At 69.8% G+C, this 15,811-nt stretch carries 18 protein-coding genes; 6 read left to right on the forward strand and 12 right to left on the reverse strand.

The genetic code is table 11. The features are described 5' to 3' along the window. Positions 1 to 65: 65 nt before the first annotated feature. Genes paaE through AB4Z46_RS24970 form a run of 8 tightly spaced genes read right to left on the reverse strand, consistent with a single transcriptional unit; the run spans position 66 to position 6,462 of the window. Positions 66 to 1,151: a 1,2-phenylacetyl-CoA epoxidase subunit PaaE gene (gene paaE / locus AB4Z46_RS24935; protein WP_442286232.1), complete on the reverse strand. Its 1,086-nt coding sequence runs from the start codon at positions 1,149 to 1,151 to the stop codon at positions 66 to 68. 13 nt (positions 1,152 to 1,164) lie between these two features. Next, positions 1,165 to 1,686 (reverse strand): 1,2-phenylacetyl-CoA epoxidase subunit PaaD, encoded by a 522-nt coding sequence (gene paaD, locus AB4Z46_RS24940; RefSeq protein WP_442286296.1) that lies wholly within the window; start codon positions 1,684 to 1,686, stop codon positions 1,165 to 1,167. After that, a complete protein-coding gene (gene paaC / locus AB4Z46_RS24945) occupies positions 1,680 to 2,453 on the reverse strand; it encodes a 1,2-phenylacetyl-CoA epoxidase subunit PaaC (RefSeq protein ID WP_442286233.1) in 774 nt (257 codons plus the stop codon). Before paaC ends, paaD begins: the two co-directional genes overlap by 7 nt. 10 nt (positions 2,454 to 2,463) lie before the next feature. Beyond that, positions 2,464 to 2,769, reverse strand: coding sequence for a 1,2-phenylacetyl-CoA epoxidase subunit PaaB (gene paaB / locus AB4Z46_RS24950; RefSeq protein WP_442286234.1), 306 nt, complete (start codon positions 2,767 to 2,769; stop codon positions 2,464 to 2,466). Positions 2,770 to 2,807: 38 nt separating this feature from the next. After that, entirely contained in the window at positions 2,808 to 3,818 is a 1,011-nt protein-coding gene (gene paaA / locus AB4Z46_RS24955; RefSeq protein WP_442286235.1) for a 1,2-phenylacetyl-CoA epoxidase subunit PaaA, read from the reverse strand. A gap of 27 nt (positions 3,819 to 3,845) precedes the next feature. Next, entirely contained in the window at positions 3,846 to 5,165 is a 1,320-nt protein-coding gene (gene paaK, locus AB4Z46_RS24960) for a phenylacetate--CoA ligase PaaK (protein WP_442286236.1), read from the reverse strand. Between the two features lie 35 nt (positions 5,166 to 5,200). Beyond that, entirely contained in the window at positions 5,201 to 5,650 is a 450-nt protein-coding gene (paaI, locus tag AB4Z46_RS24965) for a hydroxyphenylacetyl-CoA thioesterase PaaI (protein WP_442286237.1), read from the reverse strand. Between the two features lie 11 nt (positions 5,651 to 5,661). Then, the gene (locus tag AB4Z46_RS24970) at positions 5,662 to 6,462 is read right to left on the reverse strand and encodes an enoyl-CoA hydratase-related protein (protein ID WP_442286238.1); all 801 of its coding nucleotides are present in this window, start codon (positions 6,460 to 6,462) and stop codon (positions 5,662 to 5,664) included. 165 nt (positions 6,463 to 6,627) lie between these two features. On the opposite strand from AB4Z46_RS24970, the gene AB4Z46_RS24975 reads away from it, so the two are divergent. Continuing rightward, positions 6,628 to 7,230 carry a phenylacetic acid degradation protein PaaY gene (locus AB4Z46_RS24975; RefSeq protein ID WP_442286239.1) on the forward strand — a complete coding sequence of 201 codons (603 nt, stop codon included), beginning with the start codon at positions 6,628 to 6,630 and terminating at the stop codon, positions 7,228 to 7,230. On the opposite strand, the gene AB4Z46_RS24980 is transcribed toward AB4Z46_RS24975, so the two are convergent. Continuing rightward, positions 7,231 to 8,208, reverse strand: coding sequence for a succinylglutamate desuccinylase (locus tag AB4Z46_RS24980; RefSeq protein ID WP_442286240.1), 978 nt, complete (start codon positions 8,206 to 8,208; stop codon positions 7,231 to 7,233). Positions 8,209 to 8,267: 59 nt separating this feature from the next. Next, positions 8,268 to 8,963, reverse strand: a complete 696-nt coding sequence (rpe, locus tag AB4Z46_RS24985; protein WP_442286241.1) for a ribulose-phosphate 3-epimerase — start codon at positions 8,961 to 8,963, stop codon at positions 8,268 to 8,270. A gap of 58 nt (positions 8,964 to 9,021) precedes the next feature. On the opposite strand from rpe, the gene apaG reads away from it, so the two are divergent. The 4 genes from apaG (at position 9,022) to thiL (ending at position 12,966) form a co-directional block, all read left to right on the forward strand. After that, positions 9,022 to 9,417, forward strand: coding sequence for a Co2+/Mg2+ efflux protein ApaG (gene apaG, locus AB4Z46_RS24990; RefSeq protein WP_442286242.1), 396 nt, complete (start codon positions 9,022 to 9,024; stop codon positions 9,415 to 9,417). Between the two features lie 81 nt (positions 9,418 to 9,498). Next, positions 9,499 to 10,767 (forward strand): cation:proton antiporter, encoded by a 1,269-nt coding sequence (locus AB4Z46_RS24995; RefSeq protein ID WP_442286243.1) that lies wholly within the window; start codon positions 9,499 to 9,501, stop codon positions 10,765 to 10,767. Further along, positions 10,764 to 11,981, forward strand: coding sequence for a YbdK family carboxylate-amine ligase (locus AB4Z46_RS25000; protein WP_442286244.1), 1,218 nt, complete (start codon positions 10,764 to 10,766; stop codon positions 11,979 to 11,981). Before AB4Z46_RS24995 ends, AB4Z46_RS25000 begins: the two co-directional genes overlap by 4 nt. 7 nt (positions 11,982 to 11,988) lie before the next feature. Continuing rightward, entirely contained in the window at positions 11,989 to 12,966 is a 978-nt protein-coding gene (gene thiL / locus AB4Z46_RS25005; protein WP_442286245.1) for a thiamine-phosphate kinase, read from the forward strand. Between the two features lie 6 nt (positions 12,967 to 12,972). On the opposite strand, the gene AB4Z46_RS25010 is transcribed toward thiL, so the two are convergent. Together AB4Z46_RS25010 and AB4Z46_RS25015 are read right to left on the reverse strand one after the other, a co-directional pair. Beyond that, a complete protein-coding gene (locus tag AB4Z46_RS25010) occupies positions 12,973 to 14,790 on the reverse strand; it encodes an ATP-binding response regulator (RefSeq protein ID WP_442286246.1) in 1,818 nt (605 codons plus the stop codon). After that, positions 14,790 to 15,398 (reverse strand): response regulator, encoded by a 609-nt coding sequence (locus tag AB4Z46_RS25015; RefSeq protein ID WP_442286247.1) that lies wholly within the window; start codon positions 15,396 to 15,398, stop codon positions 14,790 to 14,792. The genes AB4Z46_RS25010 and AB4Z46_RS25015 overlap by 1 nt, the downstream gene beginning before the upstream one ends. 132 nt (positions 15,399 to 15,530) lie before the next feature. On the opposite strand from AB4Z46_RS25015, the gene AB4Z46_RS25020 reads away from it, so the two are divergent. Then, positions 15,531 to 15,791, forward strand: coding sequence for a hypothetical protein (locus AB4Z46_RS25020; protein ID WP_442286248.1), 261 nt, complete (start codon positions 15,531 to 15,533; stop codon positions 15,789 to 15,791). The last annotated feature ends 20 nt before the right edge of the window (positions 15,792 to 15,811 follow it).

Raw genomic sequence — 15,811 nt, forward strand, 5'->3', positions numbered from 1 at the left:
GCCGCCGGTATCGCCCCCCTTGAGGGGGGAGGCACCGCAGGTGCATCGGGGGGGGGTTCATGGCCTTAGCGTTCGTCGAACGAGAGCACCACGCGCTCGGTCAGCGGGTGGGCCTGGCAGGTCAGCACGAAGCCGGCCGCGAGCTCGTTCTTGTCGAGCGCGAAGTTTCGCTCCATCCGGACCTTGCCTTCCAGGACCTTGGCGCGGCAGGTGCCGCAGACACCCGAGGTGCACGAGAAAGGCACCTCCATGCCGGCCGCGGAGGCGCAGTCGAGGATGCTGGGCTGGTCCTTGCGGAACTCGATCTCGCGCTGCAGGCCGTCGCGCACGATGACGATCTTCGCCAGCTCGGCATCGCCGGGCCTGGCCTCGTGGATCACCGCGCCGACCGGCGCGCCCTCGGGCGCGGCGACGCCGAAGCGCTCGATGTGGATGCGTTCCTCGGGCACGCCGGCGGCCAGCAGCGCGGCCTCGGCCTCGTCGTTCATCTGGAACGGGCCGCAGATGTAGGCATGGTCGATGCTGCCCGCCGGCACCACGCTGGACAGGAACTCGCCGAGCTTGGCGCGGTCCATGCGGCCCATGTGGAGCGGCGCGTCGGTGGGCTCGCCCGAGAACACGTGGTGCAGCACCAGCCGCGTCATGTAGCGGTTCTTGAGGTCCTCGAGCTCTTCCTTGAACATCGTGGACTGCAGCTTGCGGTTGCCGTAGATCAGCGTGAAACGCGACTGCGGCTCGCGCGCCAGCACGGTCTTCATGATCGACAGGATCGGCGTGATGCCGCTGCCGCCGACGATGCCCACGTGCTGGCGCTTCGCCGCCGGCTCGATCGGCACGAAGAAGCGGCCCTGCGGCGCCATCACGTTGATGGTGTCGCCCGGCTGCAGCTTCTCGTTGATCCAGTTCGAGAAGGTGCCGCCCTTGACCTTGCGCACGCCCACGCGCAGCTCGCCGTCGTCGACGCCGGCGCAGATCGAGTACGAGCGGCGCAGGTCCTGCCCCTCGATGTCCTTGCGCAGCGTGAGGTACTGGCCCTGGGTGAAGCCGAAGGCCTCGCGCAACTCGGTCGGGACGTCGAAGGAGACGATGACGGCTTCGTCGGTGTCGGGCTCGACGGCTCTGACACGAAGCGGGTGGAAGATGACGCTCATGGGGATGTCTTTTTCAGATCGGCTTGAAGTGCTCGAAAGGTTCTCGGCAACTGACACAGCGGTACATCGCCTTGCAGGCGGTCGAGCCGAAGGCCGACAGCCGCTCCGTGTTGCTGCTGCCGCAGCGCGGGCAGGCGATCGCATCGACCCTGCGGCCGAAGAAGCGGATCGGCACCGTGCCGTCGGGCGACGCCGGTCCGGGCGGCGCGATGCCGTAGTCGGTCAGCTTGCGCCTGCCCTCGGCGCTGATCCAGTCGGTGGTCCAGGCCGGCGCACGCTGCAGCGTGACGTAGGCCGGGCCGAGGCCGGCCTTGTCGATCGCCGCCAGCACGTCGTGCTCGATCACCTCGGTCGCCGGGCAACCGGAGTAGGTCGGCGTCAGCACGACCTCGAGCGCAGCGTCGTGCTCGATCACGTCGCGCACGATGCCCAGGTCCCGCACCGACAGCGCCGGCACCTCGGGGTCGAGCACGGTGTCCAGCACGTCCCACGCCTGCGCGCAGCGGGTGTCGGCGGCGACGGGCGCAGTCACCAGACGCCTCCCGGGAAGCTGCGCTGCAGGTGCTGCATCTCGGCCAGGATGTAGCCCATGTGCTCGCTGTGCACGCCGCGCTTGCCGGTGCTGCGGAAGGCGGCCTCCTTGGGTTCGGCCAATGCCGCTTCGCCGAGGATCGTGCGCATCTCGGCCAGCCAGGGCGCCTGCAGTTCCGACCAGCGCGGCCCCAGCCCTTCGGCGGCCGCGGCTTCGTCGACCGCGTCCGACTCGAACATCTCGGGCACGTAGAGCCAGAGGTCGCCGAGCGCGCGCTCGATGCGCCGGCGCGACTCCTCGGTGCCGTCGCCCAGGCGCACCACCCAGTCGGCCGCATGCTGCTGGTGGTAGCGCGCCTCCTTGACCGCCTTGCCGGCGATGCCCGCGAGTTCGGCATCGGCGGAGTCGCGCAGCCGCTCCCAGAGCAGCTTCATCAGCGTCGCGACCATCGCGTTGCGCAGCACCGTGAAGGCGAAGTCGCCGCGCGGCAGCTCGACCAGCGTGAGGTTGCGGTAGTCCTTCTCGTCGCGCAGGAAGGCCAGCTGGTCCTCATCGTGGCCCTGTCCCTCGATGCGGCCCGCGTGCGTCAGCACGGCGCGGGCCTGGCCGATCAGGTCGAGCGCCATGTTCGACATGGCGATGTCTTCCTCGAGGATCGGCGCGTGGCCGGACCACTCGGAGATCCGCTGGCCGAGGATCAGGCAGGTGTCGCCGAGGCGCAGCAGGTACTGCACGGCGGGCGTGGATTCGATGGCGATGGAGGCTTGCATGGTCAGGCGTTCACATGTGGTCCACGGAACCGGGCAGCTTGTAGAAGGTCGGGTGGCGGTAGACCTTGTCTTCCATCGGGTCGAAGTACATGTCCTTGTCGGCCGGGTCGCTGGCGACGATCTGGTCGGAGCGTACCACCCAGACGCTGGTGCCTTCCTGGCGCCGGGTGTAGACGTCGCGCGCCATCTGGATCGCCATCTTGGGGTCGGCCGCGTGCAGGCTGCCGCAGTGCTTGTGGTCGAGGCCCGAGCGGCTGCGCACGAAGACCTCCCAGAGGGGCCATTCGGCGGCGGTGGCGGGTGCGGGATTCGTCATGGGGTCGTTCCTTGATTCGATTCGGTGGGCGATGCGCCTCAGGCGGCGATCGGCGTCGGCTCGGCGCGCTTGGCGGCATGGGCCAGCGCGGCGTCGCGCACCCAGGCGCCGTCTTCCCAGGCCTTGACGCGGGCGCCCAGGCGCTCGCGGTTGCAAGGGCCGTCGCCGGCGATGACGCGCCAGAACTCGCTCCAGTCGATCGGTCCGTGGTCGTGGTGCTGGCGCTCCTCGTTCCACTTCAGGTCGGGGTCGGGCAGCGTCACGCCGAGCACCTTGGCCTGCTCGATCGCGGCGTCGATGAACTTGGCGCGCAGGTCGTCGTTGGTGAAGCGCTTGATGCCCCAGCGCATCGACTGCGCCGAGTTCGGCGACTGGTCGTCGGGCGGGCCGAACATCATGATCGAGGGCCACCACCAGCGATTGACCGCGTCCTGCACCATCGCCTTCTGTGCCTCAGTGCCCTGCTGCATCATCGTCAGCAGCGCCTCGAAGCCCTGGCGCTGGTGGAAGCTCTCCTCGCGGCAGATGCGGATCATGGCGCGCGCATAGGGCGCGTACGAGCAGCGGCAGATCGGCACCTGGTTCATGATCGCGGCGCCGTCGACCAGCCAGCCGATGGTGCCCATGTCGGCCCAGGTCAGCGTGGGGTAGTTGAAGATCGAGCTGTACTTGGCGCGGCCCGAGTGCAGCGCGTCGACCATCTGGTCGCGCGAGGTCCCGAGCGTCTCGGCGGCCGAGTACAGGTAAAGCCCGTGGCCGGCCTCGTCCTGCACCTTGGCCAGCAGGATCGCCTTGCGCTTGAGCGTGGGCGCGCGCGTGATCCAGTTGCCCTCGGGCAGCATGCCGACGATCTCGGAATGCGCGTGCTGGCTGATCTGGCGCACCAGGGTCTTGCGGTAGTGCTCGGGCATCCAGTCCTTGGCCTCGATGAAGCCGCCTTCGTCGATGCGGGCGTCGAAGCGCTGCTCGAGCTGCATCTCGTCGGCCGAGCGCACCGCCTTGCGGCCGTCGTCTTCCTTGCCGGCCGTGTCCATCGCTTGCGTGTACATGGGGTCTGTCCTTTCAGCCGCGGGGGCTTATCTGGGTCGGGAATCGACCACGCGCTTCGCCTTGCCGGTGAGCGTGCGTTCGATCGAATCGGGGGCCAGCACTTCCACCTGGGTGGAGATGCCGACCAGGGTCTTGATGCGCTGCTGCAGCCAGGCCGTGATCTCGCGGCGCTCGGCGGCATCGGTGGTCGACATCGCCAGCGGCTGCAGCTCGCACGTCACCTGCACGGTGTCGAGCAGGCCGTCGCGGCTGACGCTGATGAGGTACTGGCCCGAGAGCTTGGCGTGCTGCAGCACGATCTCCTCGATCTGCGTCGGGAACACGTTGACGCCGCGGATGATCAGCATGTCGTCGGAGCGGCCGACGATCTTGCCCATGCGGCGGAACGAGCGCGCGGTCGGCGGCAGGAGGCGCGTGAGGTCCCTCGTGCGATAGCGGATGATCGGCAGCGCTTCCTTGGTGAGCGAGGTGAAGACCAGCTCGCCCTCCGAACCGTCGGGCAGCACTTCGCCGGTCTCGGGGTCGACGATCTCGGGATAGAAATGGTCTTCCCAGATCACCGGGCCGTCCTTGGTCTCGATGCATTCGCTGGCCACGCCCGGGCCCATCACTTCGGACAGGCCGTAGATGTCGACCGCGTCGATGCCGGCCTTGCCCTCGATCTCGTGCCGCATCGCTTCGGTCCAGGGCTCGGCGCCGAAGATGCCGACCGTGAGCGAGCTCTCGCGCGGATCCATGCCCTGGCGCACGAACTCCTCGATGATCACCTGCATGTAGCTCGGCGTGACCATGATGATGTCGGGCTTGAAGTCGCGAATCAGCTGCACCTGCTTCTCGGTCTGGCCGCCCGACATCGGGATCACGGTGCAACCGGCGCGCTCGGCGCCATAGTGGGCGCCGAGGCCGCCGGTGAACAGGCCGTAGCCATAGGCCACGTGCACGATGTCGCCGCGCCGGCCGCCGGCGGCGCGGATCGAGCGCGCCACCAGGTCGGCCCAGTGGTCGATGTCCTGCCGGGTGTAGCCCACCACCGTCGGCTTGCCGGTGGTGCCGGAGGACGCATGGATGCGCGCCACCTGCTGGCGCGGCACCGCGAACATGCCGAAGGGGTAGTTGTCGCGCAGGTCCTTCTTGGCCGTGAACGGGAACTTCGCCAGGTCGCTCAGTTGCTTGAGGTCGGTCGGGTGCACGCCCTTGGCGTCGAAGGCCTGGCGGTAGTGCGGCACGTGGTCGTAGGCGTGCTGCAGGGTCCAGCGCAGGCGCTGCAGCTGCAGGGCCTCGATCTGGTCGCGGCTGGCGGTCTCGATGGCGTCCAGGTCGCCGGGTGCGGGTTGCTTGACGGGCATTCGTGTCTCCTCGGGCAGTTCAGTCAGTGGAGGACTCAGTCAGCGACCGCCGGCTTGCCCTTGATGGTGTAGGAGCGGCCGCGGAACATCGCGATGCGCTCGCCGCGCTGGTTGGTGATCTCGCTGTCGTAGACGCCGGTCCGGCCGGCCTTCGACATCTCGACGCTGCGCGCCGTGAGCAGGTCGCCTTCGCGCGCCGGCGCCACCAGGTCGATCGAGAAGCCCGAGGCCACGGTGAGCTCGTTGTAGGAATTGCAGGCGTAGGCGAAGGCGGTGTCGGCCAGCGCCGCGAGGAAGCCGCCATGGCAGGTGGCATGGCCGTTGAGCATGTGGCCGCGCACGGTCATCGTGACCGTGGCCTGGCCCGGGGCGACCTCGGTCACGTCCATGCCCAGGCCCTGGACCGCGCGGTCGTTGGCGTACATGCGCTCGCGCACGAGCTCGGCGGTTTCCTGGGGCGTCGGTTCGGTGGCAATGTTCGACATGTGGTTTCTGTTCAGCGATCGGTGAAGAGGGGAGCGCGCTTGGCGCCGAAGGCAGCGACGCCTTCGAGGTAGTCGTGCGCGCTGCCGAGCTGCGCCTGCACCCGGGCTTCGGCGTCGAGGGCTTGATCGAGCGTGAGATGCTGCGCGCCGTCGATCGCGGCACGCGTCGCGGCCAGCGCCTTCACGGGCATCGCAGCCAGGCGCTGCGCGAGCTTCGAGGTCTCGTCGGCCAGCGCCGCGTCCTCGACGCACTTCCAGATCAGGCCGATGCGTTCGGCCTCGGCCGCGGGCAGCTTGTCGCCCAGCATCGCCAGGCCCAGCGCGCGCGCGCGGCCCACGATGCGCGGCAGCAGCCAGGTGCCGCCGGTGTCGGGCACGAGGCCGATCTTGGCGAAGGCCTGGATGAAGCTGGCCGATTGCCCGGCCAGCACGAAGTCGCAATTCAGCGCCAGGTTGGCGCCCGCGCCGGCCGCCACGCCGTTGACCGCGGCGATCACCGGCACCGGCATCGAGCGCAGCCGCTGCACCAGTGGCTTGTAGAGCAGTTCGATCGTGCGGCCCAGGTCCTTGGGCGGCTCGCCGGGCGCCGAGGGCGCGACCATCGGATCGGCCAGGTCCTGCCCGGCACAGAAGCCGCGGCCGGCGCCCGTGAGCACCACACAGCGCACCTCGGCGTTCGCCGCGGCGGCGTCGAGCGCCTCGCGCAGCGCCTGGTGCATGGCTTCGGTGAAGCTGTTGAGGGCGGCGGGCCGGTTCAGCGTCAGCGTCAGGACCGGGCCCTGCTGCGCGGCAAGCACGAGTGAATCGGACAAGCTGTGTCTCCAGTCTTGAGTCTTGGCGTGGGGTCTTGACCGGCGTCAAAGCAACGTTGACTGACCGGTCGGTTAATCATAGGATTGCCCGACGCTTGATGCAAGTCAAAACCGTCAAGGGATAACCCTTAGTCCACGTTTCCATCCAAACCCACGGAGATCGCCTTGCCTTGTTATTCCATTGAAGGGGTGGTGCCGGTCGTCGACCCGAGCGCCTACGTGCACCCGACCGCGGTGCTGATCGGCGACGTGATCGTCGGGCCGGACTGCTATGTCGGGCCGTGTGCCGTGCTGCGCGGCGACTTCGGCCGCATCGTGCTCGAACGCGGCTCGAACGTGCAGGACACCTGCGTGCTGCACGGTTTCCCGGCCCAGGACACGGTGGTCGGGGAGAACGGCCACATCGGCCACGGCGCCGTGCTGCACAGCTGCGTGGTGCGGCGCGATGCGCTGGTGGGGATGAACGCGGTGGTGATGGACGAGGCCGAGATCGGCGAGGCGGCCATCGTCGCGGCCTGCGCCTTCGTGCCGGCCGGAAGGAAGATCCCGCCGCGCTCGCTCGCCGCCGGCATGCCCGCCAAGGTGCTGCGCGAGCTCAGCGACCAGGAAGTGGCCTGGAAGCTCGAGGGCACGCGCACCTACCAGGCGCTCACGCTGCGCAGCCTGGCGAGCATGCAGGAAGTCACGGCGCTGGCCGAAGTCGAGGCCGACCGGCCGCGGCTCGACGCGCCTGACGTGCGTCCGCTGATCGCCACCAAGCGAAGCTGATCAGGGCTTGCGCGTCAGGTCGCGCTCGCTCTCCACCGCGAAATAGAACCATTCGGTGCCCGGCAGCGCCTCGGCGTTCGGGAACACGAGGAAGCCGTCGCGCTCGGCGCCCAGCAGGCTGCCGTCCGCGCGCACGCCGATGGGTTCGCCGCGCGCCACCGGATCGAAGGTGGCCCACTCGCGAACGAAGCGGTCGTCCGCATGCAGCCGGTCGGTCACGCTGACGAGACGCAGGAGCGACGGCCGCGAAGGCGGCGGCCGCTGCGGGTCGGGGGCGATCATGCCCAGCAGCCGCAGCGTGGAGAGGATCGCCGCATGCGCCACCTCGGGCGCGGCGGGGTCCTCGTGCTGTCCGCATTCGAGCGTGACGCCGTAGCCGCCGCGGCTGCGCATGTATTCGTTGGTGCCCCAGCCGAAGGCCAGCGCCGCGTCGTCGGCCGGCCGCCCGCCGGCGCGCTGGGCGAGCCCGGCGGCATAGATGTCGAGCCAGCCCTCGACCACGCGCGGCGTGCCCAGGTGCAGCGCGAGCTGCCCTTCCTCGAAGGCGCGCGAGAACGGCTCGAGCGGGCCCTGGTTGTCGCGCGGCCCGATCATCGCGAAGGCCTCGCCCTCGCTCTGGAAGGAATGCAGGTCGAGCAGCACCTCGTGGCGATCGAGCAGCGGGCACAGCAGGTCGGTGATGCGGGCCTCGTAGTCGGCCGGCTCGGCGCCCGGCGCGGTCGGCCGGAACAGGCGGTTGAGGTTGCGCTCGCCTTCGCGGCGCAGCCGCCGCCGCGCCAGCGGATTGGCGACCGGCACCATGGTGAGCTGGCCGCGCAGCAGCGCGAGCGAACCGGCGTCCAGCTCGGCCGCGATGCGCTCGATGCCGGCGGTGCCGCAGGTCTCGTTGCCGTGCACGCCGCCCAGCACCATCAGCCGCGGCCCGGGCTGCAGGCTCGCGTAGCCGTGGATGCGGAGGAAGTCGGGAGACGCTGTCATTTCGCCGGCCATCCTACAGCCAGGGCAGGGCCGGACCTGCCGGGCCTGCAGCGACCCGCTCAGGCCTTCACGGTGGTGGCCAGTTGCTCGCGCATCGCCGTCACCACGCTCGCGTAGTCCTTGGCGTTGAAGATCGCGCTGCCGGCCACGAAGGTGTCGGCGCCGGCGCTCGCGACCCGCGCGATGTTGTCGACCTTGATGCCGCCGTCGACCTCGAGGCGGATGTCGCGGCCGGTCTCGTCGATGCGCTTGCGCGCGAGTTCGATCTTGCGCAGCGCCGAATCGATGAAGCTCTGGCCGCCGAAGCCCGGGTTCACGCTCATGATCAGGATCAGGTCGATGTCGTCGATCACCCAGTCCAGCGCCTCCAGGCCCAGGGCCGGGTTGAACACCAGCCCGGCCTTGCAGCCGGCCGCCTTGATGGCCTGGATGCTGCGGTGCATGTGCGGCGAGGCATCGGGATGGAAGCTGATGTAGTCGGCGCCGGCCTGCGCGAAGGCCGCGGCCAGCGCATCGACCGGCTCGACCATCAGGTGGACGTCGATCGGCACCGGGCGGCCGTCGGGCGTCCTGGCATGCGGCTTGAGGGCCTGGCACACCATCGGGCCGAAGGTCAGGTTCGGCACGTAGTGGTTGTCCATCACGTCGAAATGGATCCAGTCGGCACCGGCGGCGATCACGTCGCGCACTTCGTCGCCGAGGCGTGCGAAGTCGGCCGAGAGGATGGAAGGGGCGATTCGGAAGGGGCTGCTCATGGGCTCGGATTGTCGCAGCAGCGCCGACGGCGCGTGGGGGCGATGTACCATCGTCGCGATGTCCAGCCTTCCGATCAGCGTGCAGGTCGAGCCTCGCTACCTGCCAGACCAGTCCTCGCCCGAGGACCGCGTCCATACCTTCGCCTACGCCGTCACGGTGACCAACCACGGCAAGGTGCCGACGCAATTGATCGCGCGCCACTGGGTCTTCGCCGACGCCTCCGGCCACACGCAGGAGGTCGACGGCCTCGGCGTCATCGGCCAGCAGCCCCTGCTGGCACCAGGGGAATCCTTTCGCTACACCAGCGGCTGCCGGCTGCAGGCGCCCAGCGGTACCATGCACGGCAGCTTTTTCTTCGTGACCGAGCGCGGTGAGCGCTTCGACGTGCCGATCCCCACGCTGGTGCTGGAAGCCGACGCGGGAGACATGCCCTCCTCGCGCGTGCTGCACTGAGCACGCTGATCTTTTTCGAACCATGAACGCCGTGCGCGCTCTGGATGTTCCGCGGGGGCGCTGCCCCCACAAGCTGAATCGATGACGTCATTCCTTCCCAACGATCTGCTGGGCTTCTGGTCGGAGTGGGTGCGGCCCTCGGCCGGCCTGCCGACCGTGCTGTGGTCGCTGCTGCTGGCGACCGCCGCCGCCGCCGGCCACCTGGTGCAGCGCTACATGGGCCTGCCCAAGGTGGTCGGCTATTCCATCGTCGGCACCGTGGTCGGCTTCGCCGGCTTCGAAGGCGCGATCTGGCCGCTGCAGGGCATCAGCCTGTTCCTGCTCGAGCTCGGCGTGGCGATCGTGCTGTTCGAGGCCGGCGGCCGGTTGCCGCTGCGCTGGTTCCGCCACAACCCGATGGTGCTGGTGCAGAGCCTGCTCGAGGCCACGCTGACCTACTTCGGCGTGTTCTGGGCGCTGCACTGGCTCGGCATCCCGGACCCGGTGGCGAACCCGATCGCGCTGATGGCGATCGTCGCCTCGCCGGCGGTGCTGAGCCGGGTGGTGATGGACACCCGGGCCTCGGGCCCGGTGACCGAGCGCGCCATGACGCTGGCGACGCTCAACACCTTCTACGCCCTCGCGCTCGGCTATGCCCAGGCCGGCCTGATCGAACACGCGCCCACCGGGCTGCTGCAGAAGCTCAATCCGGTGGGCGTGGTGCTGGGGCTCTCGTTCGTGGTCGGCGCGCTGATGGCGCTGTCGCTGCGCTCGGCGCTGCGCGTCATGAGCCCGGCCAGCGAGAACACCTCGATCCTGCTCCTGGCCATCATCGCCGCCGGCGCCGCGCTGGCCGCGCATTTCGGCGGCTCGGCGCCGCTCGCGGCCCTGATCGGCGGCGTGCTGCTGAAGGCGCTGAACCCCAAGCCCTGGGCCTGGCCGCGCCAGCTCGGCACCGCGGCCTCGCTGCTCACGATGCTGATGTTCGTGCTGGTCTCGATCGTCGCCGCCCAGGCCGACTGGAGCCTGCCGGTGGCCAGCGTGGTGCTGAGCGTGATCGGCGTGCGCGCCTTCGCCAAGATCGCCGGGGTGGCAATCGCCAACCCGGGCAGCGGCGCCAGCTGGAAGCAGGCCTTCTGGGTCGGCTGCGCGATGTCGCCGCTGTCGTCGATCGCGCTGCTGATCACCTCCGCCTTCGTCACCGCCTCGCCGCTGCTGGGCGCGATGATCACGCAGATCGCCCTGCCGACGATCCTGCTGATGGAGGTGCTCGGCGCAGTGCTCGCCACCATCGCCATCCACGGCGCCGGCGAAAGTTCCAAACCCTGGACGCCGGAGGTCTTCGGCACGGTGGAGGACACACAACGATGAGCGCAGCGCCGGACCGCCACAAGCAGCCTCGCACGATCGATCCGCGGACCGGGGCGCCCGCCAACACGCCCGCCAGCCGGGTGGTCCCGCTCGAGCCCTTCAACAAGTCGGTGGCGCTGTCGCTCGGCGTCGAGCTCGAGCTGCAGCTCGTCAACACCCACGACTACGACCTCGCCCCCTATGCCGAGGACATGCTGCGGCTGATGGCGAAGTCGCCGACGCCGCTGCCGGGCAGCGTGGTCCCCGAGATGACCTCGAGCATGATCGAGATCTCCACCGACGTCTGCCACTCGGCGCTCGACGTGATCGCCCAACTGACGCCGATCCGCGACGCGCTGGTACGCAACGCCGACAAGCTCAACATCGCGGTGGTCGGCGGCGGCACCCACGCCTTCCAGCAGTGGCACGAGCGGCGCATCTACGACAAGCCGCGCTTTCGCGAGCTGTCGGAGCTCTACGGCTACCTGTCGAAGCAGTTCACGATCTTCGGCCAGCACGTGCACATCGGCTGCCCCGATGCCGACTCGGCGCTGCTGATGCTGCACCGCATGTCGCGCTACATCCCGCACTTCATCGCGCTGTCGGCGTCGTCGCCCTTCGTGCAGGGGCAGGACACGCAGTTCGACTCGGCGCGGCTCAATTCGGTGTTCGCATTCCCGCTGTCGGGCCGGGCGCCCTTCACCCTCAGCTGGCGCGAGTTCGAGAACTACTTCATGCGCATGACCCGCACCGGCGTGGTCCGCAGCATGAAGGACTTCTACTGGGACATCCGGCCCAAGCCCGAATTCGGCACCATCGAGATCCGGGTCTTCGACACGCCGCTCACCGTCGAGCGCGCCGCCGCGCTGGCCGGCTACGTGCAGTCGCTGGCGGCCTGGTTCCTGCAGGAGCAGCCCTTCACGCCGACCGAGGACGACTACCTGGTCTACACCTACAACCGCTTCCAGGCCTGCCGCTTCGGGCTCGACGCGCTGTATGTCGACCCGGCCAGCGGCGAGCACATGCCGCTGCGCGACCACATCCTGATGACCATGACCCAGCTCGAATGGCACAGCGAGGCGCTCAACGCCACGCAGGCGCTCGGCGAGCTGCGCACCAGCGTGGAAGCCAACCGCAACGACGCGCGCTGGCTGCGCGAGCGCCAAGGCAAGGAGCGGCTGCTGGCGGAGGTGGTGCGGCAGGCGGCGCTGCGCTTCAGAAGCTCGGCCGTGTGAACTCCGAATGACCAGCGAATTCGACCTGATCGCGCGCTACTTCACGCGCCCCGCGCAACGCTCGCCGCTGGGCGTGGGCGACGACTGCGCGCTGCTCGCGCCGGCACCGGGCATGCAGCTCGCCGTGTCCTGCGACATGCTGGTCGAAGGGCGGCACTTTCTTTCGACGGTCGAGCCGGCGCGGCTTGGCCACAAGGCGCTGGCGGTCAACCTCAGCGACCTCGCAGCCTGCGGCGCGAAGCCGCTGGCCTTCACGCTGGCGCTGTCATTGCCCTCGGTCGACGAAGCCTGGCTCGAAGGCTTTTCGCGCGGCCTGTTCGCGCTGGCCGACGCGCACGGCTGCGAGCTGGTCGGCGGCGACACCACGCGTGGGCCGCTCAACCTGTGCATCACGGTGTTCGGCGAGGTGCCGGCCGGTGCGGCGCTGTTGCGCTCGGGCGCCCAGGCGGGCGACGACATCTGGGTCAGCGGCACGCTCGGCGATGCGCGGCTCGCGCTCGAGGTGTTCCGCGGCACGCTGGCGCTGCCGGCCGAGCTGTTCGAACTGGCGCGCGGCCGCATGGAGCAGCCGACGCCGCGGGTCGCGCTGGGCCAGGCGCTGCGCGGCATCGCTTCGGCGGCGGTCGACGTGAGCGACGGGCTGGTCGGCGACCTCGGCCATGTGCTGCGCGCGAGCGGCGTCGGGGCGCGGATCGACGCCGACGCGGCGGCCGGCCTGCTGGCGCTGGACGCCCACCCGCAAGCCGCGGGGGCCGGCCTCGGCCGGGACGCCCGGCACGCCTGCACGCTGGCGGGCGGCGACGACTACGAGCTCGCCTTCACCGCACCCGCTTCGGCGCGCGCCGCGGTCGAGCAGGCGGCCCGCGCGAGCGCGACGCCGGTCTCGCGCATCGGCGTCATCGAGACCGGGGCGGGGCTGCGCCTGGTCGATGCGCAAGGCGCCGCCGTGACGCAGCGCTTCGCGTCCTTCGACCACTTCGCCTGAACGGGCTCAGGCCCGCCGCCTGCGCTCCACCGGCACCGCCTCCAGCACCGCGAACGCCGAATCGATCTCGAGGTCGTTCAGCACGCAGGTCAGTCCGCGGTAGAGCTGGTCCGGCGACACCGGCTTGTGCAGCAGCGGCACGCCGCTGGCACGGGCCTCGCGCAGCCGTTGCGGTGCGGTGTCGCCGGTGATCAGGAGCGCGGGCAGGCGCTCGCCGAACTCGGCCCGCAGCGTGGTGATCGCCTCGGCGCCGGTGCGCAGTTCGCGCAGGCGATAGTCGCTGATGACCAGCCCCGGCGGGTTCGCGCGCGCCAGCGCCAGGGCCTCCTCGATCGAGTCGGCGACATCGCATTCGCAGCCCCAGGCGCGCAACAGCTGTCGCATGCCGGCGCGCACCGCCTCGTCGTCATCGATCACCAGCACCCGGACATCGAAGACGCGGGCATGGCCCGCTGGCACCTCCAGGCGGCCGCTCGCCACGCCCACCTGAGCGAGCGGGAGCGCCAGGCGGAAAACGCTGCCGCGCTGCGGCTCGGACACCAGCGACAGCGTGTGACCCAAGGCGCGCGCCAGGCCTTGCGCGATGGCCAGGCCCAGCCCCAGGCCCTTGCGCCGGTCGCGCTCGGCGTTGCCGAGCTGATGGAACTCGCGAAAGATCTCGCGATGCTGGGTCGGCTCGATGCCGATGCCGGTGTCCCAGACCTCGATCAGCAGCTCGTTGCCGCGCCGGCGGCTGGCGACCAGCACCCCGCCGCTGTCGGTGTAGCGGATCGCGTTCGACACCAGGTTGCGCAGGATCAGCGCCACCAGCGCCGGGTCCGAGCGCACCGCCGCATGGGTCTCGCGCGAGCGGTAGACGATGCCCTTGGCGTCGGCCTGCGGCGCCAGTTCGTTCTCGATCCGGTTGAGCAGCGGCTGCAGCTGGAAGTCCTGCATCTGCGGCTCGACCACGCCCGCCTCGATGCGCGAGAAATCGAGCAGGGTGTCGAGCATCTCGGCCGAGGCCTGCCAGGTGGCGCGGGCGTTGGCCAGCGCGTCGTACTGGGCAGCCGACAGCTTGCTGCGGGCGAGCACCTCGAGGAACAGGCCCTGCGCGTGGATCGGCTGGCGCAGGTCGTGGCTGGCGGCAGCGAGGAACTTGGACTTGGCCAGGTTGGCCTGGTCGGCCTTCAGCTGCGCCGCCTGCGCATGGCCGGTCTCCACCTGCAGCCGTTCGATCAGCTCGAGGTTCTCGAAGCGCAAGTCGATCGCCGCGCGCGCCGCCCTGGCGCTGTTGCGCGCCTGGCCGAGCAGCGTGGCGACGTAGAGCACGGCGCCCACGCCCAGCGCGTTGTAGGCCGGGTCGCCCAGCAGCACCAGCTTGGCGGCCACCACGGCCATCTCGACCGTGCCGAACACGACGAACACCGGCAGCACCGGCGACAGCGAGGACATCGAACTGCCGGCGACGCCCGCCAGCACCGCGATCACGAGGATGCTGCCGGTGACCGAGGTGGTGCCCAGCGCCACCCACGCCAGCGCGCCCCACGCGGCGGCGTCGATGAAGTTGAGCACCATCTGCCGCCAAACCAGGTGGCGCGCACGCTCGAACGAGATCTCGGAGGCCAGCGTGCGGCGGGCATCGCGGGCGCAGTACAGCTTGATCAGGATCAGCGCGCCGGCCCAGAGCCGCAGCGCCAGCGCATTGCTGTCGTTGGAAAGCACCCAGACCAGCAGCAGCGCGATCAGGATCGTCGGGACGACCGAACTGCCGACATTGCCGAGCTGCAGCCTCAGCTGCTCGACCAGCGTGCGCCCATCGGCCAGGCGCAGGAATCTGGACATCAGGCGACCAGCCCCCTGCGGCGCGCCGCGAAGCCCGCCTCCGAACGGCTCGACACCTGCAGGGCGGCAAGCACCGCCTGCACGTGTCCGCGCACCGTGTTCTCCGACAGCCCGAGGCGGCGTCCGATGACCTTGTTCGGCAGGCCCTGGCACAGCAGGTCCAGCACCTCGCACTGGCGTGGCGTCAGCAGCTGGGGCGACCCGCTGCCCGCCGGCGCCGGCGTGGCGGCACTGGCCGGCTCGCCGCGCCGCAGTTGTTCGATCACCGTCAGGATGCTGTCGGCGGTGCCGGCCTTCGAGACGAAGGCTGCCGCGCCGCGCTCCAGCGCCATGCGCACGTTGTGCGGGCCGGCATCGGAGGACAGGATGACCACCGCGGCCTGCGGCCACTTGCGCTTCACGAGCGCGATGCCCTCGAGGCCGTTGAGCCCTTGAAGCTGGATGTCGAGCAGCACCAGCGCGGGTTCGTCCATCGTTGAGCGCAGCCCCTCTTCGAGCGAGCTCGCCTCGGCCACCTCCAGGTCGGGAATGCCGGACGCGAGCACCATGCGGAGTCCGCAACGGAACAACGCGTGGTCGTCGATGAGAAGAATTCTGGCGGGCAGCATGACGCGAGGATTCTGCGCGAAGTCGAACCGGTCCAAATGGACTATTTACCCACGGCCGCCTTGCCGCGACGATTCAAGCGTTAAAGCTATCCGTTGACGAACCACTTGCCCGCGCCTCGCCGAATGAAGCCCTTGATCGACATCCAACGCATCGGACCGGATGCCTATTGCCACCGCATCAGCGCCCAGGGTGGCGCGACGCAGGAGGCGAGCCGCACCTTCGTCGCGCTGGAGCATTGCCTGCGCGACGCGGGCGAATCGCTGGGCCGCTATTTCGCGCAGGTGGAACTCAAGTTCGATGGCCTGTTCCTGGGCGCCTGCGCCGTCGATGCGCTGCGCAACACCCCCCAGGCCGTGGCACGCCGCATCTCACAGCATTACCAGCCGGCCTGAGCCTCCGATCGCCTTTCCGG

Source organism: Variovorax sp. M-6 (genome assembly GCF_052114385.1).
Taxonomy (GTDB): Bacteria; Pseudomonadota; Gammaproteobacteria; order Burkholderiales; family Burkholderiaceae_C; genus Variovorax.